This window comes from Microvirga sp. TS319 (genome assembly GCF_041276405.1).
In the GTDB taxonomy this organism is placed as follows: domain Bacteria; phylum Pseudomonadota; class Alphaproteobacteria; order Rhizobiales; family Beijerinckiaceae; genus Microvirga.
The window spans coordinates 2,384,437-2,408,666 of the sequence record NZ_JBGGGT010000002.1; the positions used below are offsets into that span (position 1 = coordinate 2,384,437).

Sequence of the window (24,230 nt, forward strand, 5' to 3'; positions counted from 1 at the left end):
ATCTAGCACCTCACAGGGATATTGACTTCGAACAGGGGCTCGACGGTCGTTCCGTTCGAGACATCGAGCTTGAGAACGTAGACGCCAGGACGGAGATTGGCGGTCGCCGATGCCTCCATGCGCCATTCGACGACGCCGTCGGACACGACCTCGATGCCGGACGACGTTCGAGCGGTGACGACCGGGCCGGAGCAACCCGGCTCGTAAAGCCCGCCCCTGAAGGTGACGTCCTCCAGCTCGTCACGAGGGATGGACCGACTGACGCCGTGATCGTCCTTGTGGGTCAGTCTGAAGGTGCCGACCCATGTGCGGCTCTGCCAGATGGGCGGTAGGTGGCCTGTGAACATGCGAGGTCCTAGAGCTTGATGTAGAGGCTGACGAGGAAGGACGGCTGAAGGTTGCTATGCGCTTCGCCGCCGCCGGCCGGCTCCACAGTGATGCTGTGCGTGTGGGCGCCCGTGGTGTTGGTCGAGCCGCTGACGCTGTGCGCGTGAGCGCCGTCCGTCCCGGTGTTGGCCGTCGTGTTGTTTCCACGGGTTTCCAAGCCGGCATTCGTGCCGGATGGGTGTTCCTGCGCGCCTGGAGGCCGCGTGTAGGTGTGGCTGTGGTTGCCCGTGGTGTTGGTCGTACCCGTGACCGTATGATTGTGCCCGCCGGCGGAAGCGGACGTTGCCGTGTGCGTGTGGCCGGGGATTTGCGCGGTCGTGAGCGTGACGGTCGATGCGCCGGCCTTCGACCCCAGGGTCGTCGCGCTGCCCGACGTGAAGGTCACGCCAGTGAGAAGCCCCGCCGCCGTGTTGCCCATATCGTCCAGGCCGACGAGGGCGCGGCCCCGAAAATCCGGCAGCGCGATCGTCTTGTTGGCGGCCCAGTCCGCGGCGGCGGACACGCCGCGGGACGGGAGAACGGTCAGGTTCGGATCCTTGGCCCACAGATGGAGGAACAAGGCCTGGCTATCCGCATTGGCGCGCTCCGATGCGCCGGAGGACGACGAGCCGATGCTGCGCCCGTTCGCCCGCACCCAACCCTGGAGAACGCCCGAGTCGTACCGGATCTTCATGTCGCCGGTCTGGTGGAGCTTCGTGGCGTCCACCTCCTCCGGGTCAGGCGGGGGCTCGGCCTCCTCGGTGACGGCCCCTTGAAGCTGGTTCAGCGAGCCGATCACCGCGCCCGCGCCGTCCACGATGCGGATGTCGTAATTCCCCTCGCCCACATAAATCGCCGGGAAGTTCCCCTCCCCGTCCACCGCCACGGGATGCGTGTGCTCCTGGCTGAAATTCGGGTCCTTGTAGGCGAGCTTGGGCGTCGTGGTTCCGGCCTCGAAGACATAGGCCTTCGCACCGTATTGCACCTGCCCGTGCTTGAAGCGGGGAAGCCCCGAGATCGGAGCCGGAACTGCGGTCATTCGGTTTCTCCAAATGAAAAGCGCCCGCTGAAAGCGAGCCTGGGGTAAAGAAAAAGCCGCCCGGAGGCGGCTCACGATCGATTTAGAAGGCCTTTGGCAGCCCAGCATCCTTGAGGGTGCCGTTCGCGCTCGATGGTATAGAGCATCGGCCAGACAGGCGGCCTAGCACGCCTGGGATCTTGGCACTCCTGAAGATCAATGCCGCTCCCTTCGTCCTGGCTCGCCCGTCCAGCCTCTCCCGTCATGGCCGCACGTGGTTTAAGGCTATCCACGTCTTCGGCGCGGATGAGCCGTCAAGACGTGGATGCCCGGCTCAAGGCCAAGCAGCCTCCCGCGGACCGGTTGCGCCCTCCACTCGACTCATGGTTGTATCATGATATTGTTGCAACCGTCCGTTAGGAGGGACAACCGATGATGAAGCAAATCCTCGCCTTCGCGCTGATCGTGGCCGGTATTTACGTTGCGCAACCCACTCCTGCCCAGGCCGGTCCGTGCCAGCATTCGTATGACCGGGCCAGCGACGGCTCCCGGTGTGGCGGCAGGGCCGCCGACCGGAGAAGCGGCGGGAATTGATCCGCTCCGGGGAGGGCGCCGGACCCTCCCCGCTCGACTCGCGAACAAATAGTGATAAAGTTACAATATCCAGGTTGTACAGAAGAGCAGGAATGAGCCAGGACGCCTACAAAGAATGGCTCAAACAGCAGCCCAAGCCGAGACTTGAAGTACGCATCAAGAGGGGGACGCAGGACACTGTGATGTTTTTGGCCTGGGCGGCTCTCGGCCTTGGCGTTTTGCTTCCCATCTTGCAAGTTGGGTTCTGGCTCAAAACCGGCATATGGACGCCGATAACTATAGCCGAGGCGATCATGCCTTTTTATCCCACAGACTGGATTGGATTCAATCAAGTCCTACTATGGGTTGCCACTCTTCCAGCCAGCGGAGTTTTAGCTGGGCTTGGCGCCGTCTTAATTACTAGCGTCGCTGCATTGGTTTGACAGCGCAATTCGGCAGGGGCCAATGATGAGCCGTCTGGTTTGGATGATCGCACAAGGCAGCCTTGTCATCTGGCTCACCATAGGAATGCACGAAGGCAATCGGGATAATCATCTTGGCGAACACCTCCTTGTAAGTGTGATCTTCGTCGCATTCCTCACTGCGATCATCACCAACTCATATGATTGGTGCAACAGGGTGTTTCGAGCTTCCCCAATTTACGGACGCCTTCTTTTGCTGGTCTTCTGGTTCGCCCCCACAAGTCTCATCCTTTGGGATATGACAACAAAGAAAGGTGACTTGGCCGGGCGGTTGATAGTACCGAGCCTAAGCCTCGGATTGTCCATCCTACTGACCTATCTGGGTAGCCGTCTCCTGAGTGGATTGTGCCGGAAGGTTGCCCGAGTTGCTGGCCGCACGCCCGAGATATGTCAGCCTCAAGGCCAGCGCTTGCGCCTTCGCCCCCGTAGTTGGTTCCTTGGCGAATTGCCGACGCAGACGAACGCCCTCGAGATCAGCAATGATCCGCGTCAGCGAGGTTCCGGTGTGGCGGCAGGGCCGCCGATCGGGGAAGCGGCGGGAATTGATCCGCTCTGGAGAGGAGCCCGAACTCTCCCCTCTCGACTCCCGGAAGAATCGTGATTAAGTTGCGTCGACTGGGAGGGGGAATGGCCTACGATCTCTTCATCGCATACGACCTGATGTCACCAGGGCAGAATTACGGCGCAGGGAGGCAACGGATCCACAGCCTCGAGCCGAGCCGGATTCCAATTCGCACTATTCGACGATCAGATGGATTTCAGCCCCACCCAGGTGCACGCCTACATTTTGAAGATCACGGATGGAAACGACCGTCCTGCCGTGGTCAACGTGGCCAGCAGTGTCGTCACGAAGTGGGATCGCCCGCCCATCGACGCGATCAACGCCATCGGGTCCCAGGCACAGGTCGAAGCGGCGGGTATTCCCGTCACCGAGAGGGTTGGGGATCGTCGTGTTCATGATGGTGTCCTTGGTTGAGCAGACGAAATGAGTCTGTCACGCCGCATGGCCTGCCTCATATTCGGCCTTGTCCTTATTGGAGGCGGCTTATGGTTTGCCATAGAGCAGTATCATTATGCTGAGGCGGTTGGGGTCGGAGACTTTCTAACCAGAAGCATAAAGGGGCGTTATCTCGGATTGATGAGCTGCTTTATGCTTTTCTTGGGCGGTGGAGCGCTCGTTCTGAGCGCCATTACTGGCCGCTAGTGAAGAGCGTCCGCTGGCAGGTCGATGCCCGCCCTTTCCGCCGCCTCTGCTAAACGACCGGACAGAGTCTCCAGAGCCGCTGCCTTTTGGGGCGTCGGATTGACCTTCATCTCGCTCGCTAATCTAGTCCAGCGATGGAACAGTGGGCTGGTCACGGGGGTCGATAGGAGCTTGCCGAACGCCACGCCGCCTATGGCGGCACCGAGGCCCGTGAAGAATTCGCCCATAGTTCCCAGAGCTAAGCCGCCTGTCACTACAACGCGACCCGTGTTCGACTTGTTCACGAACTTGCCCTCGGCCTCCTTAGCCGGCCGTGCTAGGGTCATGATGTCGTCCAGGCGCTTGCGGATGCCCTGATCGCGGAAGAGGTAGGCTTTGCCTTCAGGAGAGAGCTTGTTCCAGTTGCTCACGAGATGGGCGAATGAGAACTCGCCGCCGGACGGCCCATATCCCATCCGACCGATCATGACGGACGAAAGATCGTTGAAGGCTTCGTCACCCAACTCCTGTTGCAAGAGCTGCAATTGACGGATGTTGGCCCTTCCGCCCTGGGCGGCCATGCCGATCACCTTATCAGCTAAAGCCTCATCGGATTGTGAGCGCAGGACTTGCCGCAAGCCTTTGTTGGTCTCGGCAAGCCTGCCGAGCTCGGCGTCCGCAGCCTGGAACCGCTTCAGGGCACTCGCTGGGTCCTTGAGAGCCGATTGTTGGACTGCGCTCTCCATCGCTCGCGTGACGGCACCGTAGGCGGCCTTCAGATCACCTGCGTTGAAGCCCTGCGATTCCTCAAAGTCGATGCGCTCCGCAAGGGTCGTGCGGGCTCGCTGGAGGCCATTGAACGTTGCGCCGTTCGGATTGGTGGCCAGCTCCGCCAGCGGCGCCAAATCCTTCGGCAGAGTCCCCTCTCCCGCCGCAACACGGGATTGCATGATTGAGTTGAGCGACCCGGCCAAATCCTCGGTAACCGAGACGGGTTTGCCGGCATCGATCACGCCTCGCAGAACCTCGTAGGATTCCGCCCGTGCGCTTCGGTTCCGCTCGACAGCTTTCTCTACAGCCGTTCGGAGATTACTACCGGCGGTGGTCTTGTTGCCGGCATTCCCGCCACCTGCCGAGGCAGCCGCCTCATCCACCGCCCCCCTGAGCCCACCTAGGAAGTTATCGGAAGACTTCTCAATGATCGAGCCGCCGATAGGGACCTGGCGAGCCACTTGGGTTGCGGCTTGTACCACTCGGCTATCGGTCGCGATGCCTACGGGAACGTCGATATCGAGGTTTTTGGCTGCAGCAACCACCTCCGGATTGATGAACTTGGAAGTGGGAGAAGTAGCAACCTTGGGGGCTACCTCAATAGCCGAAGCGCCCGTTGAGGGCGCGAGCCGCGAAATACCTGAAGGGTGCCCAGTTACGCCCATCATCGCCGTCTCTATCGCACGATCCTGACCTTCAGGCGTGTTGAGGTCGATTTTTCCCTCATAAACATCGCGCGGCGTTGTAATCGCCCGCATCAGTGAGCCGGTGATTCCAGCGTCGAAGTCGAGGTGCTTTTCGCCGTTTGCATCTACGCTGAACGGAAGGATTTTCCCCGTGTACGACTTATCTTCCGGCTGGGAGGGCCACGGCGCTGCGACGGCAGACACAGAAGCCGGAACCCCGTCGAACTGGTCGAAAGGATTGCCGCCCGACACCGGAGCCGCTGGGGCCTGTGCAGGAGCGTCGAACTGGTCGAATGGGTTAGGCATGTGGGATTCCCAGGGCCCTTTCCGCTGCGCCGGGGCCGTACTTTTCGTCGAACTGTTGCTGTAGGGCCGGGTTCTGCTTCAGAAACTCGACAGCCATCGGCGGGGGCGCGCTCAGTTGCGGCGGCGGTTGGTGCTGGTGTGCAGGCCGCGGATCGGGCTGCTGAACACTCCCACCATAGGACCGACGCGTGTTCTCCAGGTGTCGATTGGCGGATTTCTTAATCTCGTCCACCTGTCCATTGACGCGACCTTCGATCCCCCATTGGGTGAGGGGGTTTAGAACCTCCCACCCATGGAGAGCCGCGCTCTCAAGCTGCCTCCGCATCACTTCCAGGTCGGGACCGCTCCGAACACCGAGGTCCGCGACTTCCTTCATTTTCAGGATGGCATCGGTATAGGCAGCATTGAGCCTGGCCTTGCCCTCCGTATTCAGCGCCTCTGCGCCATATCGCTTCACGAGAGCGTTGTAGTTGTCGAGAGAGGCGTTCAAGTCGGCTACAGCACGCTCCTGATTTGCCATCTCGTTCCGCATACCTTCGGTCGGCCCGTCAGGCTTGCCGCTCGTTAGCGGGATCATCCCGGCATTCGAGCCCGGAGCCTCCGAAGCCTTGACACGCTGCGCCGCAGCCTGCGCGGCGGTGGGCATCTCGCCCCCCTTCAGGGATCATGAACTGTGCATTCCGAGACCCTTGCGCCGGAAGATCCGCAGGGTTCCCGCCTCCAATCTTCGCCATCCACTTTTGGGCGAATTCGCCCGCGGTCATGGTCTCGTTGCCGCCGTTCAAGGCAACCGCCTTGGCGCCGAGAACATCCGCCGCACGGGCGTTCGGATTGGACAGGAGCTTCGCCGCGCTGCCCGCCCCCTGCTGATGCGCAAGATACAGCTCGTGCGCGGTCGGCTCACGACCGAGAGCTTTCGAGAGATACGCCCTGTTGTCCGCAGCCAGACGCGCCGCGGCGTCGGTCGATGCGGCCGGGTCGAACTTGTTGCTCAAGCCGTATTGCTTTGCGGTGCCGTCCGTAAACTGGAACAGCCCGCCTGCCGACGAGTTCGGGTTCTGCGCATTCGGGTTGAACTGGCTCTCGATGGCCGCAGTCTGGGACAGATAACCGGCCGGCAGCGCGTATTGCCGTTCCCGCTCGCCGAACATGCCCTCGAGAGTCCTGCTGGGCTCGGCGCCCTCCATCGCCGCGAAGGTCGGAGCCTTGCTCTGCATGGGCTGTTGCGCGGGCAGCTCGCCGAGCGACGCAATCGAACGCATCTCCTGCGGCAGTGCGCCCTGTCCCATGGACGCCATGGTCCGGTCGATGGGCCCGCGAGCCTCCGCTTCCTGCCGGCGCCTCGCCGCCTGGTCGTAGGCGCCGAGGAAAGTCTTGCCCAGGCTCGCGATGGGCGACCAGTCGATGATGGGAGGGCCGAAGCTGTCCGCCATTAGATTTTTCCTCCGCCGAAGAGGCTGCCGAGGCCGCCGCCCATGCCGCCGCCCATGCCACCTCCGAACCCGCCGCCGAGAACGCTGGCTCCGAGCTGCAGACCGCTCATGAGAAGCCCCGCGCGATTGGCCGCCGCCTGCTGGCCCGCGAGCTCGTTCTGCGATGCCGCGTTGGCCAGGCCCTGCCCGATATTGGCGATGAGCTGCCCGCCCGTATTCCCGGCCCCGTAACGGTAGCCCGCCTGCTGCCCATAGGTATGACCGATGTTGCCCGCGGTCTGGCCGTACACGTTCGCCCGCTGAGTGCCGTAATTCGTCGCCAGATTGCCGAGGTCGCGCAGAGCGCCTGCCTGCTGCCCCGTGGCGTCGTAGCCCAACTTCGCGACGCCGTTCAGGCGATCCAGATACGAGCCGTATTCCTGGTTCGCGAGATTGGATCCGAGCCGCGTGATCGCGTCGAGCGTGTTGCCGGATGCGGTCAGACCGAGCGCGCTCGCCTTGCGGGCTGCCGCATCGCTCGCCTGATCCACCTGCCACTGATAGCCGGGCCCGGCCTGGAAGGCGCTCAAAGCGCGCGTCCGGCCATCGGCGCCGTTCATGCCGATGGCGTCCTGGTACTGGCTGAACGCGTTCCGGCCCGCATTCGTATAGGGTGTGAACGCGTCGTAGGCGCGCTGCCCGTAGTCTCGCGCGGTGTCGTAGCCGCTCCGGAGCGCGTCGAGCTGATTGCGCTGAGCGCCCCGGTACACGTCACGGGCCCGGCCGAGGTCGGCAACCGCCCGGTTCGTGCCCCTGTCGATGCTTTGAAGCGCCGAGTCCCGCGTGTTCACGAGCACGTCGCTCATGGCCTTGGCGGCGTCACGCCCGTCTTTGCCGCTCGTGAGCTTGTCGAGTCCGAACATGGTTTTCGTCCCTTAAGGAAGCGCCGCCGCGAGGTCCTTGAGATAGGCCAGCAGACGGTCGAAATACGTGAGCCAGGCGGGCGTCATCTGACCCGTCCTGGGATCGATCACCGGCTCGTTCGCCGGTGGGAGTCGCGGAGGTGACTGGGTGAACGGCATCAGGGCGTCCTCGCGTCCGCTTCGACCTCGCCGCCCATCAGCGAGACATAGACGGGGTCCGACACGGTGAGACGGAACCGGATGCCGTGATGCGTGGTGAGGCCGAGCCTGTTGACGCGAATCTGCCGGCGGCTCTCGCCCTGGCGTCCCAGGCTGCGCAGGATCGGGTCCGACCACGTCACTCCGCCGTCATGCGACCACTGGATGGCGACCTGCGGGTCGTTCTCCGGAATGCTGGCGCTGCGGGCATCGCCCTGCCCCACCACGAAGTCGAACCACGCGGCCTTGACGGCCACGCGCGCCGGGAACTGCTTGACCGGACCGCTCTCGATCACGGCCGCGAGCGGGCTTCCATCCTCCGTCAGGGATTGTTCGGTGATGGTGAGGAGGCTGGTGGAGTGCGTGTCTCCGACGATCCAGCGGTCGAACGCCTTGACGGCATGGCGATAGCGCCAATTCTCCAGCCCGTAGGATCTGCGTTCGTGCCAGGCCTGGGCGGTGATGTCGTAGACCCAGGTCCATTCGGGCGAGCTGAGCGACCAATAGGCATGGCCGCCCACCACATAGACCGTGGCATGAAGCTGCGTCTTGTCCGGCACGGCCGCAATGATCCGCTCGATGTATCGCGTCGAGATCACATTGGCCTGGAAGCCGTTGAGCTCGCGCACGGTGCTGTCGGAAGCAACGAAGATCGGGTTGCCGTCCCAGCCGTCCTCGTATCCCGCGATGGCCCAGGGCCCCGCGATGCCGACCGGCACGACGCCGTCGCGCGCCAGCGGGAACGGAGACGTCCCCACATTGCGCCATCGCTCGAACGAGGACGGCCCGAAGGCGTAGAAATACTGACCGGAGACGACGCCCCGCAGCAATCCATCGGGCTTCGCCTCGGCCTTGGCGAAGCTCAGGGCATCGACGGCGGGCGCGTTGAGATCGGACGCGTAGATCCGCCCGTCCGCGATCGTGAACAGGAAGAACCCGTCCAGGAAGCTGACGCTGTTCGCTTGCGGCAGGTCGCCGTCCGGATAGGATGAAACCGTCGTCGTCGAAACGACGAAGACCCCCTCCTCGGTCACGACGGCCACGTCGGGCGTCGGCGCGTTGTTGCGCGCCCAGGTGACGGGCTTGCCGCCCGTGAGGACCCCGTCCAGCACGGTGACGCCGCCGCCGGCATCCACGATGGCGGCCGTGTCGTCCCAAGCCCCGTACAGGAACCCGGCGACTTCCAGAAATCCGCGCGGTCCGCTCAAGGCCGCGTCCGTGAACGCGACGAGTCCCGGCGAGCGGCGCCAGACGAACAGGTCCCCGTCCTTGTCGACGAAGGCGTTGACGAGCCGGCCCTGCCCCTCTTGTGCCGATTGACCCGGCAGCGAAGAGCGCGGAAAGGGAATTGCAACCATCAGCAACGCCTCCGCAAGGCAGGGTCGATCGTCAAGGATTGTCCCGTGCCCTTGCCGATCCTGGAGATCGTGCGCAGACGATCCTCGCCGTAGGTCACCGCATTGGCGTCCATGGCCCGGCCGAATTTCGCCGCGCAATGCTCGGCCAGGACGAGAACCAGATAGGGAAAGGGCGCCTCGTCGATGGCGTCGGCATCGGCGACGTAGATCACCCGGCGGGCCGCCAGGTCAGCCAGCAGGGGCTGAATGCGGCTTTCCACGTCCTGGCGGTCTTCCGCGCTTGGCGCCTGTCCCACCCCCAGGGCTCCCAGGGCCTGCAGCGTCTCGTCGATCAGATCGTCCTTGGTCTTCATCGCGCTTTACCCATGCGGCTGGCGTGTCGGCCCATCCCTTCGGAAGGTCCTCGCCCTGCCTGAGGTGAAAAATCTTCGGCTCTTGGGTGGGGTGGTATCCCCAGGTCGGTATCGGCTCTTCGCTCATTCGGTCACCTGACATGAAAAGGGAGGGCGCCATGGCCCTCCCTCGTTAATTACGGCGTGCCCGACGCGCGGGTGGCGAGGCGCGGATCGAGCGTTTTGGCGCCGTAGAGGATGTCCAGGCGCCACAGGCTCTCGTCGTTGATGCCGTCATAGACCGGGATCACGCGGACGGAGAGGCCCTTGTAGGACTGGCGCGCCACGTCCACCGCGCCGGGCGGGCTGACGAGCGGCACCGACACGAGCGCGAAGGCGTTCCTGTTGAACACCAGGTTCTGGCGGTAGCCGGTCGAGGCCGAACCCATCACCGAAATGGCGGCATTGTCGGCGGGAGCCGCGGACACGTTCTTGAACGCGCCGGTGGGGATGATCGCCGGATGGATCGTCAGGCTCTTGTTGCCCGAGCCGTCCGACGTGGCATCCGTCTTGACGGTGAACATCTTCAGGAAGGGCAGCGTGGCCTTCGTAACCGGGTTCACGTCATAGACATTGGCGATGGTGAACACGTCGCCCGTCCTCAGGACGGAAGTGGCGTTCGTCCATCCGTCCGTCAGAAGGGTTTGCGTCATCGTGTCCTTGACCGACGCATAGGCCGAGACCTGGTTCGCGCCCTTGATCAGCGGCGTGCCGCCATAAGCGCCGACCGTGTGGGTCAGGACGTTCTGGCTCATGTAGGTATCGACGCCGCCGATCTCGCCGAGCGAGCCCTTGCGATAGGCCGCCTTCGCCACGTCCTGCATGTAGAGAGCGGTCTGGGAGCCGAGCAGGCCCCAGTGATCGGCCGGCGACAGGATCGCGCTGCGCTCGGACGGCACGGCGAGCTCGTCGAGGCGCTCGGGAGCCTTTGCGAAGTCCGTATAGGCGTTGATGGTCTGCCCGGGCGTGCCGACCCAGTTGGGGACGTCCGCGTAAAGGGCCATCACGTCGCGGTCGACCTGGTTGGCGAGCTGCACCATGGCGGGCTTGATCACCCGCTCGGAGAGGTCCGAGATCTTCAGGGTCAGGTCCTGGGAGGTGAACTTGAAGTCCACGCCCTTGCGCTTGTCGACCGTGATGGTGGTCTTGCCCTCCACCACGTCCTGCGCGGACGCGACCGCGCCGTCGCGGACCGTGAAGTCGGTCGGGCGGCGGATCGAGATGGTTTCGCCCACCTCGTAGCCGTTCACCTTCTTGTCGAACTCGTTCTCGTAGCCGCGAAACACCTGCTTCGCCATGACGAGTTCGTTGTCGAGGATCATCAAGGCCTCTTTGGCGATGATGTCAGCCGTCAGTGTCGTATTGGCCATTCAAGGCTTTCCTTTCGGGTCAAAGAATCCGCCCTTTGCGGCGCGCTTCCGCGTATTCCTCCATGCTCATCCTGGATGCATCGAGGGGCGCTGAGCCGCCGCCCCTGACAGGCGTCAGAGGGGGAGCGGTTCGGGTGGTCTTGTTGGGTTTCGGCAGAGAGAGCGTGGCCTCGAGACGTCCGACGGCGCGGGCTGCCTCCACAGGACTCATCGCGTTCAGATCGGCGGCCTTGGCCGGGTTCTTGGAGAGATGGTAGGCGATCAAGGGCCCCTTTTCTCCGGCGCGGAGAATCAGGTCCTCGACGACGGGGGTGATCGGCGGCAGAGCCGCCTTGCGGATTTCCGGGATCTGCTGCGCGGCAGCCTCGTAATGATCCCTGAAGTCCTCGACCAGTTCACGATAGCTGTCCTGCTGCGTGATCCGGCTCGCCTGGACGTTCCTCCTGACCTCCCGCGTGACGATGCGCTTTTCGGTCTCGTAGGCCGTCAGCGCCCGCTCGAAGGCGAGATAGTCGGAGAAGTCCTTTTCCTGCGGAGGCGGGCCGATTTCGGCCTCCACAAGCCCGTCGATCCCTGCCCGATCCGTTGCCTCGGGGCTGCCGGCGAGAACGCGGCGGCGCAGTTCGGCATTTTCGGCGGCAAGGCGCTCCCGATCGCGCTTGAGGCGCTGATAGCGGGAGGGTTTCTTAGGCCTGTCCTCGTCGGAACCCTCGTCGTGATCGTCACCCTCGCCTCGCTCGGCCTCGGTGTCTCGATCCGTCTCCGTATCGGCCTCGTCCGTGGTCGTGTCCTCGGATTGGGCCTCAGACGCTTCGCTTTCGGCGGGCGCACGTTCGGTGGCCTGCGCGGCGGTCAGGTTGTCATCCTCGATATTCATGGGTCTCACAAAGAAAAAGCCGCCCGAAGGCGGCGTTCATCATCGCGGCAACCGCGTCATGCGACTGCCTGCGTGAAGCTCAGACCGGAGGCGCTTGCTCCGGTGTCTCGAGGCCAACCAAAGAGCCACCCGAAGGTGGCTGTTGCGGCATCATCTCTGGCATCGCCGGTTGAGGCGACGGCAGCATGGGCTCGAGCGGAGGCGCAGGCGGTGGGCCGCCCGGCTGCATCACGCCGGGTCCCATAATCGCCTGCGCCTGGAACAGCTCGATTTCCGCCTTGTCGGCTTCCGCGATGGCTTTGCGGGCCTGCGCCTTCTTGGCCTCGACATCGGCCTGCTTCGCCTGGAGTTCCAATTCATCCATCGGGCCCGGCTGGGGCGGCTGCATCTCGGGAGGCAGGGGCTTGCCCTCCTTCTCGGCTTTGAGCGCCTTCACGGGTGGGGGCAGCATCACCTCCAGCCGCTCCGCGATTTCCGTCGCGTTCGGCCAGTCCTGCGCTTTCGCGATCAGGTCGAGGATCAGCGGCGCCGCGCCCGGAGCCGACTGGATGAACGCCGTCATGCCGTCCTTGGCCTCCCGGCGCTTGGTGTTGTAGCTCGGGCCCATTTCCAGGACCACGTCATAGGCCCCGACCGTCACGTCGTTCTTGATGATCGGTTTCCCGCCCTCATCCATCCCGAACGGCTGGTTGATCTCCACCACGTCCACCTTTCCGTCCTCGCCGAGAATGCGGATCGTGCGGGCGGTGTCGTAGACCTTCGGGATAAGATCGATCAGGATCTTGCCGGTGTGGCGAATGGCGCGGGCGAAATTGTCGATATAGACGTATGTGCCGGTGTCGCCTTCCTGCTGGCGCGCCAGGATGGCCCTGCCGCTGCTCTCGTTGGACCTGTTGCCGAGCGAGGCGTCATAGATGCCCGTGACGGCTTTCATGTCCTCCGCGGCGAGCGCGACGCCCGCGTCGACGCCCTGAGACGAAACCGGCGGCTGCACCCGGGACGGAGGCGGCGCATTGCCGTCCGGCGCGTAGACGAGATACGGGTGGTTGACCGTGTTCGCCGTCTCCCAGATGTCCTGGTATTGCTCGAACTGCTTCTCCGTCCCGATGAACGGGGCCTTGGGCTGAAGCGCCACGATTTCGGTCTGCGCCGAGCGGAAGTAGTTGTACATCCGCTGCGGGTCCTTGGCGTAGCGCACGACCCCGTGGCGGACGATCCTGCGGCCGATGCGGATCTCCTCGCCCCAGACCGGCACGATCGGGATGTAGCGCCCCGGCCATTCGGTCGAGTCTTCGAGCACCTCGGAGGCCGAAATCACGGCGCGGCAGACGACGTAGCTGTCCCGCCTCTCCAGGCGGGCGAACTCGCCGCGGGCCTCGATGAAGGCGACGATCTCCTGCGCCTGCCGGATGTCCTCGGGGCTCGCATCGGTCAGGTCGTCCACCGCGCCGTCGGGCATCTGCAGCAGCAGGCGCGTGGCGGGCTTCTTGTACCAGTACTCGGCCACCCGGACGTAATCGTCGGCGAACCAGCCGCTGAAGGTCGCCGTGTGCTGCGTGCCCTGGAAGCTCTCCTGGCTCGCGCCGGGGTACTTCGCCTCGAAGGCGGCGCGGCTCATATCCACGGGGACGAAGCAGAACTGCGCGTCCTCGCGCGTGGGCTGAACGGCGTCGGGATCCCAGACGATCGCGATCGGATCCTCGACGGGAGCGATGCGGATCTCCTGGTTGAACGTCGAGTCGTCCGCGTATTCCGTCAGCACGCGCCACGCGCCGGCACCCGCCGCGACCTGGCTGTCCGCCGCCTGGAAATACGCCGCGGGCGCATCGGAGCGGTTCTCAATGTAGCGGATCATCCCGGCCTGGGTTTCCGCCGTCTCCGGGTCGCCTCGGGCGTCGACGGGAACGACCCTGATGGCGGGCCTCATCTGGCGCATGTCGCCCGTGACCTGGCGGACGAATTGCGGGATGCGGTTGATCGTCAGGCATGGGCGGTCCTTGCGGGCCCGTTTGGCCTCGGCGTCCCATTGCTCGCCGACGCGGAACGCGAGGTCCTCGTAGGCCTCGTCGATGTTGTCGCGTTCACGCTGGAGGCCGCGCTCGTAGCGGTCGCGCGCCTCCTTCATGAAGTCGGCTCCATCGGGCTCGCTGTCCTTCGCCGTTTCGATCTTGTCATCCGCCATCATGCTGCCTGCCAACCGCCCGTCCGGCGGATCTTCGGTGTCTTCTCCCGCCGCACGCGGGGCTCCTCGTAGACCGCGCACATGAGCCCGAAGGCGTCCGCCGCGTGCGAGGACCAATCGTGCTCGGGTCCCAGATCGATGTCTCGCTTGTCGTCCTTCTTGGCGTGATAGGCACCAAGGGCCACAAGCCCGTGCTCCGTCGTCGCCTCGTTCATCCAGATCGACGGGAACAGCCGCCGCGCCGCCTCGATGCGGTTCATGGCGGCGCCCTTGCCCTGGTTGGGGATCACCTCCACGGCGAAGCCCGCGTCCTTCAGGGCGCTCTCGTACGAAACGTCATAGACCTTGTCGTTGCTCGCCCCGTCATGCGGGAGGACGCACAAAGCCTTGGCGTAGCCCTTCTCCCGCAGCCAGTTTACATGCGTGGCGAGCGGCTGGCCCTTGGCCTCGTAGTAATCCAGAACCCGGATCTCGCGTCCCACGAACTGCGCGATCCAGATCGCGCAGGCATCGGCCTTGGCGCCCGTTCCGCCGATGTCCCAGATGGCCCGACAGGTCATCAAGGGGTCGGCACAGACGCGGCCCAGGCGCCCCTCATGCTTCATCCGGGTGATCGGCCCGGCGTAATAGGCGCCCTCGTACACGCTCACGAAATCGCCCTCCCAGATATGGGCATAGTGATCGGGCCTGTTCTCCCGGTCATCCAGACGCTTCTTGTCCAGCACCTTCGGAAACCACGGATTGTCCGTGTAGTTCATCGCGACGATCTTGGAGCCGAGCGGCGGCTTCTCCCGGAAGCGCTTGTGCGTGGCGCTGGTCTTGCGCTCCGGGTTCCACGTCACCCAGAGCTCGGAATCCTCCTCGCGGATGGTCGGGATCAGCTTCGTCCACGCCTCTTCCGTGACCGGCTCGGCCTCGTCCACCCAGCACAGCAGGATGCGGGCCTTCGACTTGATGCTGTCGATGTTGCGGTCGAGGCCGGCGAACTTGTAGGCGATGCGCCCGTCCCGGGTCCTGACGTATTTTTCGCCGATCTCGAAATGCGCTTCGAGCCAGGGCTCGGAGCGAATGGCCGCCTTGATCTCCTCGAGCGAGGAATCGTCCAGCGCGTTCATGAACTGGCGCGCGCAGAGGATGATCCCCTCCCGCCCCGCCCGGCTCCACACGTATGCCCGGACCGCCGACATCTTGGCGAAGGAGCGCGTCTTGGCGGATCCGCGACCGCCATAGGCCCCTCTCACGTCGGCCTCGCCCGTAAAGACCGGAACGAGCTTCGGTGGGAGCTTAATCCGGACCGTCGCCATGGGATGGTCCGGCGACAAGCTCGATGCGGGTCACGGCCTGCAGCGGGTTCTGCGGATCGCCCGCCACCTGCAGGGGCAGCAGCTTGGGATAGATCGTGGCCCAGAAGGTGCGCTCGTTCCGCTCATCCTCCCCGGCCCACGCGACGATCCGTTCGACGCCGCCGAGGCGCTCGGCCGCGAGGGCGATCACCTCCTTGGCGATCACCGTGGTCTTGTCGCGGGAGCTCTTTCGGCGGCCTTCGGTCTTATGACCCTTAGCCATCTGCCTCACTCCGATTGAGATCTTGATCGACGAGCGGCTTTGACGAGCGTTTCCCTGAAGCTCCCGGATATTCGGCGCCCAGCCACACGGGCGCGAAGAACGCCACCGTGGTCGTGAACGCCGCGTCGGATCGCGAAACGCAATCCATCAGCGTCGTGGCGGAAGGCCCGAGCGCCCGGCTCAGTTCCAGCGTGGACACGGCCGCCAGATCGTCGTCGGAGGTTTCGGTCGAAACCATGAGGGCAAAGCCCGGCACAGGGTCGCCGGCCTCGTCCGTCAGGGTCACGGGCAGCACATGCACGGCCGACCATTCCCAGGTCCCGGCCTCGTTGATCCGGCCATAGTCGGGACAGGCCGCGATCGCCGCCGCCTCGTCCTCGAACATGCGGATATAGTCGAACATCAGTCGCCCCATGACACCACCTCGGACACCACCTCGGACACCACTTCGCCGTCCTCGTCGTCCCACGTCACCGCGCTCAAGCCCCACGTGCCCAGGTTCGACAGGGCCACGAGCTCGGCATTCGACTTGCGGCCGCTATAGACGATCACGCGCTCGATGAAGTTTTCCGACTGATGCACGCCGCCCCAGGTGCCGCCGAAATTGAGCCATCGATAACCGCCGTCCTCGAACGGAACGGTGGACGTCACGGCCTTGATGGCCTGGCCGTTGAGGCTCCAGGCCAGGTCGTTGCCCGTGAACGCGAAAGCGGCGCAGAACCGGGTGTTGCGGGCCGGGATGGTGTATTCGGGAACGACCGGGTTGGTATTGTCGTCCGTGGTCACATCCATGATCATCTTGGTGGTGTTGCCGTTGTTGCGCAGCGCGATCACGTCCATGGATCCAGGCGTGAACCAGTTGTTGAACTCCACATAGGTTCCGTAGTTGCGGCTCATGCGGGAGGTCCGCGCGATCACCACGCAGGTGAGCGCGGTGTCGAGCCCGAGGCCCGAAACCGGCACGCGCAGCACTTCGCCGCCCCGCGCCGCCGCGCCTTCCTCCGTCCGGATCGGCGAGGAGGTCATCACGGGAGCGGACGGAACGATGGTCGGGTCCCACTGCTCGAATTGCGGCAGGCTGACCCGCAGCAGCTCATCGAGCACGACCCCGCCGGTAAAATTCTGCGGCCCGAAGAGGCCGAAGAAAAACTTGGCATCGCCGAGAGTCGTCGGATTGGACGTGGCAAAACGCCCCCAACTGGCCGCGGCGCTCAGGATGTTGCCATTGACGGTATCGCCTATGAAAATGCCGGAACCGTTCTGCTTTCGGATGGACGCCCGCAGATCCGTCAGGCCCTTCACCTCCAGGGCCTGCAGGAAGAAGGAGCCGACCCAATTTTGACCGGGAGCGACGGCTTCGCCGGCGGGATTGAACTGGAGCCGGAAGCTGCCGCCGGTGGCCGTGCCCCTCAGGCGCAGATCGACGTAAGGAAGGCCCTTGTCGATTCCCTTGCCCTCGACGGAGAGCGCGGTTCCGGCCGGCACGATCGCGGCCCATCCGGCCGGGAGCGTGCCGGGATTTCCCACGGCCGCGCCGATCGCCCAGGAATTGGAGATGACGTTGGTCCGGATGGATTCCGACAAGAGGCCGTTGCCGGTGCGGCGCGCAACATGGTCCGTGTGATAGACGTAATCGCCGGTCGGCGTTTCCGTATAGGCCCCGGACACGCGGGCGCATTCCATGTCGGCGAGCGTGCGGCCGAAATAGCGGTTCTGCCGGAAGTCCATGTCCAGGACGGAACCGGGCGCTCCGAAGAACGGAAGCCCGATGCTCCTGGAGAGGTTGCGGCGGCCGACACCACGACGCAGCATTCAGACACCCCTGCCGGTGGTGACTTCGACTTCCGTGGACCCGGAGCGGCACAAGGCCGCCAGATGGGTGGTCGCGCAGTCGCGGCGAAAGATCTCGACGCCGCCCGCCGGGATCGTGATGCCGTTGGCGGGCGCGCCGTTCGCTGGAGCGGTCACGGCGATGCCGGATTTTCCGAAAGCGATGATGGCGGGGTCGCTGCCGGTCACGGCGACACGGTAATAGCGGTCGTCGTTGCCGGTCTTGGGATCGATCAGCGCGACCGCCTGCGAGCTGGTGGCGACCGCGAGCGCAACCGTGCACACGCCGTCCGCGGGACAGAAAACATCAAGGCTCATGGGTCTCTCTCGTCGTTAGTGCGTCGTGCGAAAAAGTGGATCCGGTTTTTCGCAAGAACGATGCGCTGTTCGATAGTGGGAGCATCGGATCGATCCATCGACATGCACCCGGCTCACGGACAGGGAGGGCCAACGAGCCGCTGCATCAAGCGGAATTCAGTGGATCGGATCGGCTCCAGGCAACAAAAAAGGCCCGCCGAAGCGAGCCTCAAATCATCGTCAGGCACATTTTCGTACCCTGCATTAAATTCGCTTGTACGCGCGCCCGCGCGGGTTGTCAAGCGGTATGTGTCTTCGACGGTGCGCGAGGGAATCGTGCGGCCCGCGATACTGTCCTCGCCATGCACGGGCTTGTCGCGGGGATCCATGTCTTGATGGGGTTACGGTTTCTGAAGACGTGGATGGCCGCAACACGTGCGGCCATGACGATGAAGGTTTCAAACACCCCTCGCCTGGTTGATCGCGTTCAGCCCGATGCGAAGGTTGCCCAGCTCGGACGCGTTCCGCGGCCCGACATCTTCCAAAAGCGTCCGCTTCAGGATCTCGAACACGGGCCCGAAATCCTGTTGAGCCTGGAGGATGTAGCGATAGGTGTCCCCCCACTTGCGGCGGATCTCGGCGACATAGGCGTCCGAGCTTTCGGGATAGGTGGAGAGGCCGGGAAACGACGCGTCGTAATCCAGGGCCTTCACGTTCGGGGAAGGCCAGCCGCGGATCTTCGCATTGGCTTTCCAGAGCCATGCGAAATACATTCCCGCATCGTGCTGCTTCTGGTCGATCTCCCTGGCGTAGAGAAACCGCCCGAGCGCATAACCCAGGAGCGGATCGCCCGCTCTCTTGCGGGCTTCGGCGAGTGTCTTTTCGCTGCGCCGTTCCTTCAGCCACACGTCGACACCCCATAGTTGCCTGATGCGCGCTTCCTCCGCCGTCCGGCGGACGGCATCGGAATCTTCCGTTGCGGAGCGGTGCCCGTAGGCGATCGCCCCCTTGACGTTGCGAGGGACCCCCTGCTTGCGGGGCCTCCCTGCCTTGCGGCCGCAAAACAGCGTCATGCGTCTTCCTCCACACATCTCATGGATCGAGGGCTCGATGGCCCGAGGTCGTTCTCGGCGCCGCCCTTCGGGTGGACGGCGCCGACGGCCAGCGCGCGGCGGGCGCCCTGGGCCGCCAGCCTGATGCGCGCCGTGATGGCTTCCAGCTCATCGGCCACCTCGGAAATGGCCGGGACGAACTTGAACTTGCGGGGGATGCCGTGGATCGGATCGGAGGCCATCGAAACGACGGCCTCGGGATGCTGCACGAGCGTGGCGACGAGCGCCGTCGCGAACGTGTCCGCATCGACGAAGTCGCGGGCCCGGTAGCACCCGGTGATGAACTTCCCGTATCTCGCGGCGATCTTCGGAGGAACGGGCGGTCCCTCCAGCTCCTGCTCGAGGCGGATGACGGCGTGACACGACGCAAGATCGATCCGGGTCAGATCCACACGGCTTCGCGCCGTGTCGCGCACCACGCGGTCAAGACCCTCCCAAAGCATCGAACCGCTCGTCGAAACGGTCGAAGGCGCTTGCGAGGTCCGATGTGTTGGAAGGCTGCTCATGGCGTTCCCTCGTTTTCAAGGATGCTGTGACGTAGGGGATCGGGTCGGAGACGCGCTGGTCGCGGGCGTGAATGATGGCCCCGAGAACGGCCTTGCAGTCCTCGCGGGCCTGCTTGCGCCAGGATCCGATCATGGACCGCGCCTGCCTTTCGGGGACGCCAAGGCTCACCAGGGCCGGCACGCCCTCGCCGAAGAGCTCGTGAACGGCGTCGGTGTACTTGGGATGAAGAACGACCTGGCCGGAAACGTCGGCGGGCTCCGACGCGGCAGCGTCCTTAGCGTCAGCTAAGGTCATATCCGCCTCTTCTCTTCTCTTATCTGGGCGTTCATCCGCGTTCGCTTGCGTTCGCGCGCGCTCGGCTCCCGCTCGCCGCCGGTCCCTCCACTCTCTGGAGCGGTCGGCCGAACCGTCTTCGCGTTTGGGCTGGCGCCGGTTCCAGTTCTTGAACCCGCCGTCGGGACCGATGATGTCCTTGTGCGTCAGGGCGCCGATGACGCTCTGGATCTCCGCCTCCTCCAGGCCCGAGAACGCCGCGTAGGTTTCCACGTCGAAGCCCGCTATGGAGCCGCGCTCGTCCGACTGGCTGGCATGGTCGAGGAGCGCCCATACGATGGCCGAGACGACGGCCGGCGATGTCCCGGCCTTGCGGGCGATCACCAGCCACTTGTTGTCGGTGGGAGCGCCATGCCATGAGCGGAACCAATCGTTGCTCATGCGCGCGCTCCGGCCGGCGTGATGGCGACGCGAACGCTGTCGTCGGCGATGGCGTCGGCGATGGCGCCGCCGTGAACGACGGCATCCGAGAGGGGCTCGACGGGATCGTCGATGTCGCGCCTTCGGTGGTTGGGGCGCCCCGCCACGATCAGGAGGCTGCAGGCTCCCTGAGCCGCGCCGTCCTGCACCCGCACCGCAGCCTTCGCGAACCTTTGCGCGGCCTTGCGCCATCCTTCTGAGGACGACGCGGCACGGGCTTTCAGGCGATGACGAACCTCATGTTCCATGGAGGGCACAATAGTAGGTTAATTCCGACTATGTCAATCGGAAACAACAGGCTCGCATTCCGGGCCGACTCATCGGATAAATCCGATATGATGGAAGAACTCCAGAAGCGGGTTTCCGCCCGTCTCGTCGCGATCAACAAGGGACCGGTCGAGGCCGCCACATCGGCGAAGCTCGAGCGCAATTACATTCGCGACATTACCGAGGGGAAAAAGAAGTCGGTCCGAGCGGACAAGCTGGAGCAGCTGGCGGCCGCCCTCGAGACCACCATCGAGTACCTGACGGCCCGAACGAACGATCCATCTCGCGCCGGAGCGGAGATCAGGGGCAGAGATCCCGACTCCGGCCCCATGGCGCCCGTCGAGGCGAGACCGTATCAGTACTTCGAGGAGCCGGCCCTTCGGCACTTCGAGGAGCCGTCCCTGCGCCCCCCGCCCCCGGAACCCAACACGGACCTCGCCAGGGCGGAGGATGTCCCGAATTTCCGGGGTTTTGGCGGGCCAAGGAGCGTCCCGGTCTACGGCACGGCGGTCGGCGGCGGCAACGATGACGGGGATTTCCGCTTCAACGGGGAAACCATCGACTACGCGCCGCGGCCGCCGGGCATCGCCAGCCGCAAGGACGTCTATGTCCTCTATGTCCGCAACGACAGCATGGCGCCGAGATTCGAGGAGGGCGAGCGGCTCTACGTGGACCCCCACCGGACGCCCCGGCCCACGGATTACGTCGTGATCGAACTCCACGGCTCCGACCATGGCGATCCCGGCAAGGGCTTCATCAAGCGCCTGGTGCGGAAGACCTCGACCAAGCTGATCGTGTCCCAGTTCAACCCGCCCAAGGAGCTGGAATTCGACCTCCAGGACGTGAAGAGCCTTCACCGGGTCATCCCCTACGATGAGCTTCTCGGGGTCTGACAGTGAGGTTCGTGTTCGGCAACAGCGCTCGTCTTTGACTCAGCCGCATTGTTGAGGGCGAACCCGATCCACTTTTCCGAAAGGTGCTCCACGGCATCGGACGTGAAGAGTGGAATCCACCTTTGGGCTTCCCTCCGATGCTCCCGTCTCGGTGAGCGCACCGTTCTTGCGAAAATCCGGGTCCCGTTCGTCGCACGGCGCGCCTGAGCATCGAACGCGGGAAGCGGGAACCGATTTTGCGGAAAAACATGCCAAAGCCGTGGACGCCCGGCTCAGGGCCGGGCACGGCGAGAGTGATGCTCCCACAATAGGACAATGCATCGCTCTTCGCGAAGTACCGGCTCCCACTTCTTCGCACGCTGCTCTGGACTATCAACAAGTCCAAAGTCGAGATTGCATTGCCAGCTTAGCAATTTAGCGTGCCCCCAAGATGGCAATTTGCCATTCTTTAACCGAGTTGGCTGGGGGCCAATATGCGCATTTCTCTTCTCGCCATCGTTGCGGGCACGATCTCTCTTGGAGCCTGCGCCACCGTCACGCGTGGCACAACCGAACAGCTTACCTTCGATTCCGACCCGCCGGCGGCCATGAGGACATCGACTGGGCTCACTTGCCCGACGACGCCTTGCACGCTCGAGGTGAACCGTAAGTCGGAGTTCGTGGCCACCTTCTCCAAGGAGGGCTACAAAAGCCAGGATGTGATGGTTCAGACCCGCGTGGCCGGCAGTGGAGCTGCGGGCTTTGCGGGCAATGTGCTCATTGGCGGGCTTATCGGGATGGGCGTCGATGCCGCTACCGGCTCGACCCTGGAGCACTATCCAAATCCAGTCTCAGCCAATCTGGAACCCCTTACCCTTCGGGGGAAGCCCGGCAAGCGTCCCGTTCGCGGCCCCGTCAAGGAGGAAGCTCCGCCGACCTCGTAAAGTTGGCGTCCTGAATGACAGCCCCGGCCAGACGCCGGGGCTTTTTTGTTGCCTGGAGCCTCGGGCGCGGGAGGTGGATCTGTCCTTTTGGGATCGAATTCGATGCTTCCTTCTTGGAAAGAGCGCATCGTTCTTGCGAAAAACCGGGTCCACTGTCTCGCACGATGCGCTAATGCCGTACCGTCATCCGCGGATGGGAGAACCAGCGCGGCCTGAGGGTGACATTGTGCCCCTGCCCTTTCCGCTCCCGGCAATGCCTGCAGACGAGCTTGGCGGCGAGCTGCTGGAAGCTCGTGAAGCCCCCCATATCCAACTCCAGAAGATGGCGCCTCTGGAAGCGCCGTGCGCTCCCGCAATCCTCACAGAAGATGTCCAGCGCTTTCGCCTGCCGCAGCTCACTCACATGGCGCTTCACGTCCATGGCCTCCTTGCGTTCCCGTTATGTTCCGATGTTGCCGAAGGCCTGGCGGAGAGTCGAGTCGGATCCGGTTTTCCACAGCACGTCGCGTCTCGTCGGAATTATAGTCGGAAACGAGTCGCGCACCCATCCGGACTCCGCCTTGACTGTCGGATTTAACCTACTTAGCCTCCAGCTCGTCCGGTGAGGGGGTGAGGCACATGGATCTGAAGCGAAACCAGGAGCAATTCCTCGCTCTCGTCGCGTCCCACGATGCCGAGCAACTCCGCCATCGTCCGTGCAGGAGCGCCAATACCAGCCACGCCCTGACCGCCGCATGCGAAGAGATCGCCCGCGTCCCTTGGGCCGACATTCTCGGTGCCGACGAACAGCGGATGGCCCTGTGGTCTCGGGAAGCCCGCGATTATGCGATGGTTCTATCGGCTGTCGCCGATGCCATGGACGAGCCCATCGCTCAGGTCGTCCACCTTCACCCCGCCCTTCAGGCTGACACATGCAGCCGTGCATGAGGCCTTCCTCATCCTTCGCGCCGATTTATGCGGGATTACATTCGCGGCGGACAATCCCCCCTCGCCTGCAGCTGCGATCGCGCGCCGTGCGCGCTGGTCTTCACCGGCATCGATGGAGAGGCATTGGGACAAGCCCGAGGCTCGAGATCTCCCTCGTGCCGGATCGAGGAAACGGGCACCATGGCGCGAGTTCACGATCCCGGATTAAGGCGTTTCAGGCAGGTCGCCACGAGAGCGCAAAGCACCGCTCCGGCAACGCTGACAGCCGCGATCTCCGCCATGAAATGCATGGGCGGTTCGACCCCGCCCGGAAGATCGAAATATGCCTCGCCGAGTTCGAAGAGGCTGCCGACCAATGTTCCGCCGAGCGCGCCATCGAGCATCAGCAGTTCAAGATCCCAACTCATGTAAAACCTGCCTGTCTGGCTGTCGCTGAAGACCATCAGCGTCGGCGAGTCTAGCGCATCGTGCGGAAAAGTGGACCCGGTTTTCCGCAATGAACGATGCGCTGCTCAAAGAAGAGAGCATCGTGCGGAAAAGTGGACCCGGTATTCGCTGACGCGGCCCTTCGGGTCCGCAATGAACGATGCGCCATTCAAGGAGTAGTCATCCTCACGACAAGGGAAACGAGCCGTGCGCTCAGGGATGGTCCGGATCGGCTCTTGCCGTTTCGCTCGCGCTCTTTCGGCAATGTCTTGACCATGCACGACGAAAGGGCCCGCTCCACACGTCGTGGAGCGGGCGAGTCACAGGAGCGGTCTCGGGAGGAATGAGCTTCAACGATTGCCCCATGGGCTTGTTGCAGGGTGCGGCGTTCCACCTCAACCCCTCTCCGCCCACTCGTCCGGCAATGCTCCGGAATTCCTCAGGCGTTTGCAGAACGGAGCTCGATCATGCTCTTGGGGCAAGAGATCCCGCTACTGGGAGCGCCGCGCCGCTCTTGACCAGCAAAAACGGCGTCGATGAGGTCCAGGGATCAGCCTGGAGCATCGGACGCGGGAAGTGGAGTCCACTTACTCGCTCGATGCGCTCGGTGATTTGGGGAGCGACAGGAGATC

General features: G+C 64.0%; 29 protein-coding genes. 6 read left to right on the forward strand and 23 right to left on the reverse strand.

Annotated features, from left to right (window positions below):
- Nucleotides 1–2 precede the first annotated feature (2 nt).
- Nucleotides 3–347 carry a hypothetical protein gene (locus AB8841_RS20580; RefSeq protein WP_370437661.1) on the reverse strand — a complete coding sequence of 115 codons (345 nt, stop codon included), beginning with the start codon at nucleotides 345–347 and terminating at the stop codon, nucleotides 3–5.
- A gap of 8 nt (nucleotides 348–355) precedes the next feature.
- Complete coding sequence (locus AB8841_RS20585) at nucleotides 356–1,405, reverse strand: phage tail protein (protein ID WP_370437662.1); 1,050 nt, start codon at nucleotides 1,403–1,405, stop codon at nucleotides 356–358.
- 411 nt (nucleotides 1,406–1,816) lie between these two features.
- Here AB8841_RS20585 and AB8841_RS20590 point away from each other — a divergent pair, with 411 nt between their 5' ends.
- The 3 genes from AB8841_RS20590 (at nucleotide 1,817) to AB8841_RS20600 (ending at nucleotide 3,415) form a co-directional block, all read left to right on the forward strand.
- Nucleotides 1,817–1,978, forward strand: coding sequence for a hypothetical protein (locus tag AB8841_RS20590; protein WP_370437663.1), 162 nt, complete (start codon nucleotides 1,817–1,819; stop codon nucleotides 1,976–1,978).
- A 92-nt stretch (nucleotides 1,979–2,070) separates the two neighbouring features.
- Nucleotides 2,071–2,400 carry a hypothetical protein gene (locus AB8841_RS20595; protein WP_370437664.1) on the forward strand — a complete coding sequence of 110 codons (330 nt, stop codon included), beginning with the start codon at nucleotides 2,071–2,073 and terminating at the stop codon, nucleotides 2,398–2,400.
- A gap of 790 nt (nucleotides 2,401–3,190) precedes the next feature.
- A complete protein-coding gene (locus tag AB8841_RS20600; protein WP_370437665.1) occupies nucleotides 3,191–3,415 on the forward strand; it encodes a hypothetical protein in 225 nt (74 codons plus the stop codon).
- Nucleotides 3,416–3,639: 224 nt separating this feature from the next.
- Here the strand turns inward: AB8841_RS20600 and AB8841_RS20605 are convergent, their stop codons facing one another.
- The 19 genes from AB8841_RS20605 to AB8841_RS20695 all read right to left on the reverse strand — a co-directional run bounded on the left by AB8841_RS20605 (nucleotide 3,640) and on the right by AB8841_RS20695 (nucleotide 20,410).
- On the reverse strand, nucleotides 3,640–5,385 hold the full coding sequence (locus AB8841_RS20605) for a hypothetical protein (RefSeq protein WP_370437666.1): 1,746 nt from the start codon (nucleotides 5,383–5,385) through the stop codon (nucleotides 3,640–3,642).
- Entirely contained in the window at nucleotides 5,378–5,905 is a 528-nt protein-coding gene (locus AB8841_RS20610) for a hypothetical protein (protein WP_370437667.1), read from the reverse strand. Before AB8841_RS20610 ends, AB8841_RS20605 begins: the two co-directional genes overlap by 8 nt.
- A 28-nt stretch (nucleotides 5,906–5,933) precedes the next feature.
- Complete coding sequence (locus tag AB8841_RS20615; RefSeq protein WP_370437668.1) at nucleotides 5,934–6,818, reverse strand: transglycosylase SLT domain-containing protein; 885 nt, start codon at nucleotides 6,816–6,818, stop codon at nucleotides 5,934–5,936.
- Nucleotides 6,818–7,720 (reverse strand): hypothetical protein, encoded by a 903-nt coding sequence (locus tag AB8841_RS20620; protein WP_370437669.1) that lies wholly within the window; start codon nucleotides 7,718–7,720, stop codon nucleotides 6,818–6,820. The genes AB8841_RS20615 and AB8841_RS20620 overlap by 1 nt, the downstream gene beginning before the upstream one ends.
- A 12-nt stretch (nucleotides 7,721–7,732) precedes the next feature.
- Nucleotides 7,733–7,879, reverse strand: a complete 147-nt coding sequence (locus AB8841_RS20625) for a hypothetical protein (protein ID WP_370437670.1) — start codon at nucleotides 7,877–7,879, stop codon at nucleotides 7,733–7,735.
- Nucleotides 7,879–9,276: a hypothetical protein gene (locus AB8841_RS20630; RefSeq protein ID WP_370437671.1), complete on the reverse strand. Its 1,398-nt coding sequence runs from the start codon at nucleotides 9,274–9,276 to the stop codon at nucleotides 7,879–7,881. Before AB8841_RS20630 ends, AB8841_RS20625 begins: the two co-directional genes overlap by 1 nt.
- Nucleotides 9,276–9,629, reverse strand: coding sequence for a hypothetical protein (locus tag AB8841_RS20635; protein ID WP_370437672.1), 354 nt, complete (start codon nucleotides 9,627–9,629; stop codon nucleotides 9,276–9,278). Before AB8841_RS20635 ends, AB8841_RS20630 begins: the two co-directional genes overlap by 1 nt.
- A gap of 176 nt (nucleotides 9,630–9,805) precedes the next feature.
- Entirely contained in the window at nucleotides 9,806–11,038 is a 1,233-nt protein-coding gene (locus tag AB8841_RS20640; RefSeq protein WP_370437673.1) for a P22 phage major capsid protein family protein, read from the reverse strand.
- 19 nt (nucleotides 11,039–11,057) lie between these two features.
- Nucleotides 11,058–11,915 (reverse strand): hypothetical protein, encoded by an 858-nt coding sequence (locus AB8841_RS20645; protein ID WP_370437674.1) that lies wholly within the window; start codon nucleotides 11,913–11,915, stop codon nucleotides 11,058–11,060.
- A gap of 79 nt (nucleotides 11,916–11,994) precedes the next feature.
- Nucleotides 11,995–14,100, reverse strand: coding sequence for a portal protein (locus tag AB8841_RS20650; RefSeq protein ID WP_370437675.1), 2,106 nt, complete (start codon nucleotides 14,098–14,100; stop codon nucleotides 11,995–11,997).
- Complete coding sequence (locus AB8841_RS20655; RefSeq protein ID WP_370437676.1) at nucleotides 14,097–15,401, reverse strand: PBSX family phage terminase large subunit; 1,305 nt, start codon at nucleotides 15,399–15,401, stop codon at nucleotides 14,097–14,099. The genes AB8841_RS20650 and AB8841_RS20655 overlap by 4 nt, the downstream gene beginning before the upstream one ends.
- Nucleotides 15,382–15,663: a hypothetical protein gene (locus AB8841_RS20660; protein WP_370437677.1), complete on the reverse strand. Its 282-nt coding sequence runs from the start codon at nucleotides 15,661–15,663 to the stop codon at nucleotides 15,382–15,384. The genes AB8841_RS20655 and AB8841_RS20660 overlap by 20 nt, the downstream gene beginning before the upstream one ends.
- Nucleotides 15,656–16,066: a hypothetical protein gene (locus AB8841_RS20665; protein ID WP_370437678.1), complete on the reverse strand. Its 411-nt coding sequence runs from the start codon at nucleotides 16,064–16,066 to the stop codon at nucleotides 15,656–15,658. Before AB8841_RS20665 ends, AB8841_RS20660 begins: the two co-directional genes overlap by 8 nt.
- Nucleotides 16,066–17,475, reverse strand: coding sequence for a hypothetical protein (locus AB8841_RS20670; protein ID WP_370437679.1), 1,410 nt, complete (start codon nucleotides 17,473–17,475; stop codon nucleotides 16,066–16,068). The genes AB8841_RS20665 and AB8841_RS20670 overlap by 1 nt, the downstream gene beginning before the upstream one ends.
- On the reverse strand, nucleotides 17,476–17,811 hold the full coding sequence (locus AB8841_RS20675) for a hypothetical protein (RefSeq protein ID WP_370437680.1): 336 nt from the start codon (nucleotides 17,809–17,811) through the stop codon (nucleotides 17,476–17,478).
- Between the two features lie 437 nt (nucleotides 17,812–18,248).
- Nucleotides 18,249–18,863 (reverse strand): hypothetical protein, encoded by a 615-nt coding sequence (locus AB8841_RS20680; protein WP_370437681.1) that lies wholly within the window; start codon nucleotides 18,861–18,863, stop codon nucleotides 18,249–18,251.
- Nucleotides 18,860–19,345, reverse strand: coding sequence for a hypothetical protein (locus AB8841_RS20685; protein WP_370437682.1), 486 nt, complete (start codon nucleotides 19,343–19,345; stop codon nucleotides 18,860–18,862). Before AB8841_RS20685 ends, AB8841_RS20680 begins: the two co-directional genes overlap by 4 nt.
- Nucleotides 19,326–20,123, reverse strand: coding sequence for a hypothetical protein (locus AB8841_RS20690; protein ID WP_370437683.1), 798 nt, complete (start codon nucleotides 20,121–20,123; stop codon nucleotides 19,326–19,328). Before AB8841_RS20690 ends, AB8841_RS20685 begins: the two co-directional genes overlap by 20 nt.
- Nucleotides 20,120–20,410, reverse strand: a complete 291-nt coding sequence (locus AB8841_RS20695; protein ID WP_370437684.1) for a hypothetical protein — start codon at nucleotides 20,408–20,410, stop codon at nucleotides 20,120–20,122. The genes AB8841_RS20690 and AB8841_RS20695 overlap by 4 nt, the downstream gene beginning before the upstream one ends.
- An 87-nt stretch (nucleotides 20,411–20,497) precedes the next feature.
- Here AB8841_RS20695 and AB8841_RS20700 point away from each other — a divergent pair, with 87 nt between their 5' ends.
- Nucleotides 20,498–21,322, forward strand: a complete 825-nt coding sequence (locus AB8841_RS20700; RefSeq protein ID WP_370437685.1) for a S24 family peptidase — start codon at nucleotides 20,498–20,500, stop codon at nucleotides 21,320–21,322.
- Between the two features lie 473 nt (nucleotides 21,323–21,795).
- A complete protein-coding gene (locus AB8841_RS20705; protein WP_370437686.1) occupies nucleotides 21,796–22,245 on the forward strand; it encodes a translation initiation factor 2 in 450 nt (149 codons plus the stop codon).
- 169 nt (nucleotides 22,246–22,414) lie between these two features.
- Here the strand turns inward: AB8841_RS20705 and AB8841_RS20710 are convergent, their stop codons facing one another.
- Entirely contained in the window at nucleotides 22,415–22,666 is a 252-nt protein-coding gene (locus AB8841_RS20710) for a hypothetical protein (protein ID WP_370437687.1), read from the reverse strand.
- Nucleotides 22,667–22,863: 197 nt separating this feature from the next.
- On the opposite strand from AB8841_RS20710, the gene AB8841_RS20715 reads away from it, so the two are divergent.
- On the forward strand, nucleotides 22,864–23,172 hold the full coding sequence (locus AB8841_RS20715; RefSeq protein ID WP_370437688.1) for a hypothetical protein: 309 nt from the start codon (nucleotides 22,864–22,866) through the stop codon (nucleotides 23,170–23,172).
- Between the two features lie 191 nt (nucleotides 23,173–23,363).
- Here AB8841_RS20715 and AB8841_RS20720 read toward each other — a convergent pair whose 3' ends face one another.
- Complete coding sequence (locus tag AB8841_RS20720) at nucleotides 23,364–23,579, reverse strand: hypothetical protein (RefSeq protein WP_370437689.1); 216 nt, start codon at nucleotides 23,577–23,579, stop codon at nucleotides 23,364–23,366.
- Nucleotides 23,580–24,230 lie beyond the last annotated feature (651 nt).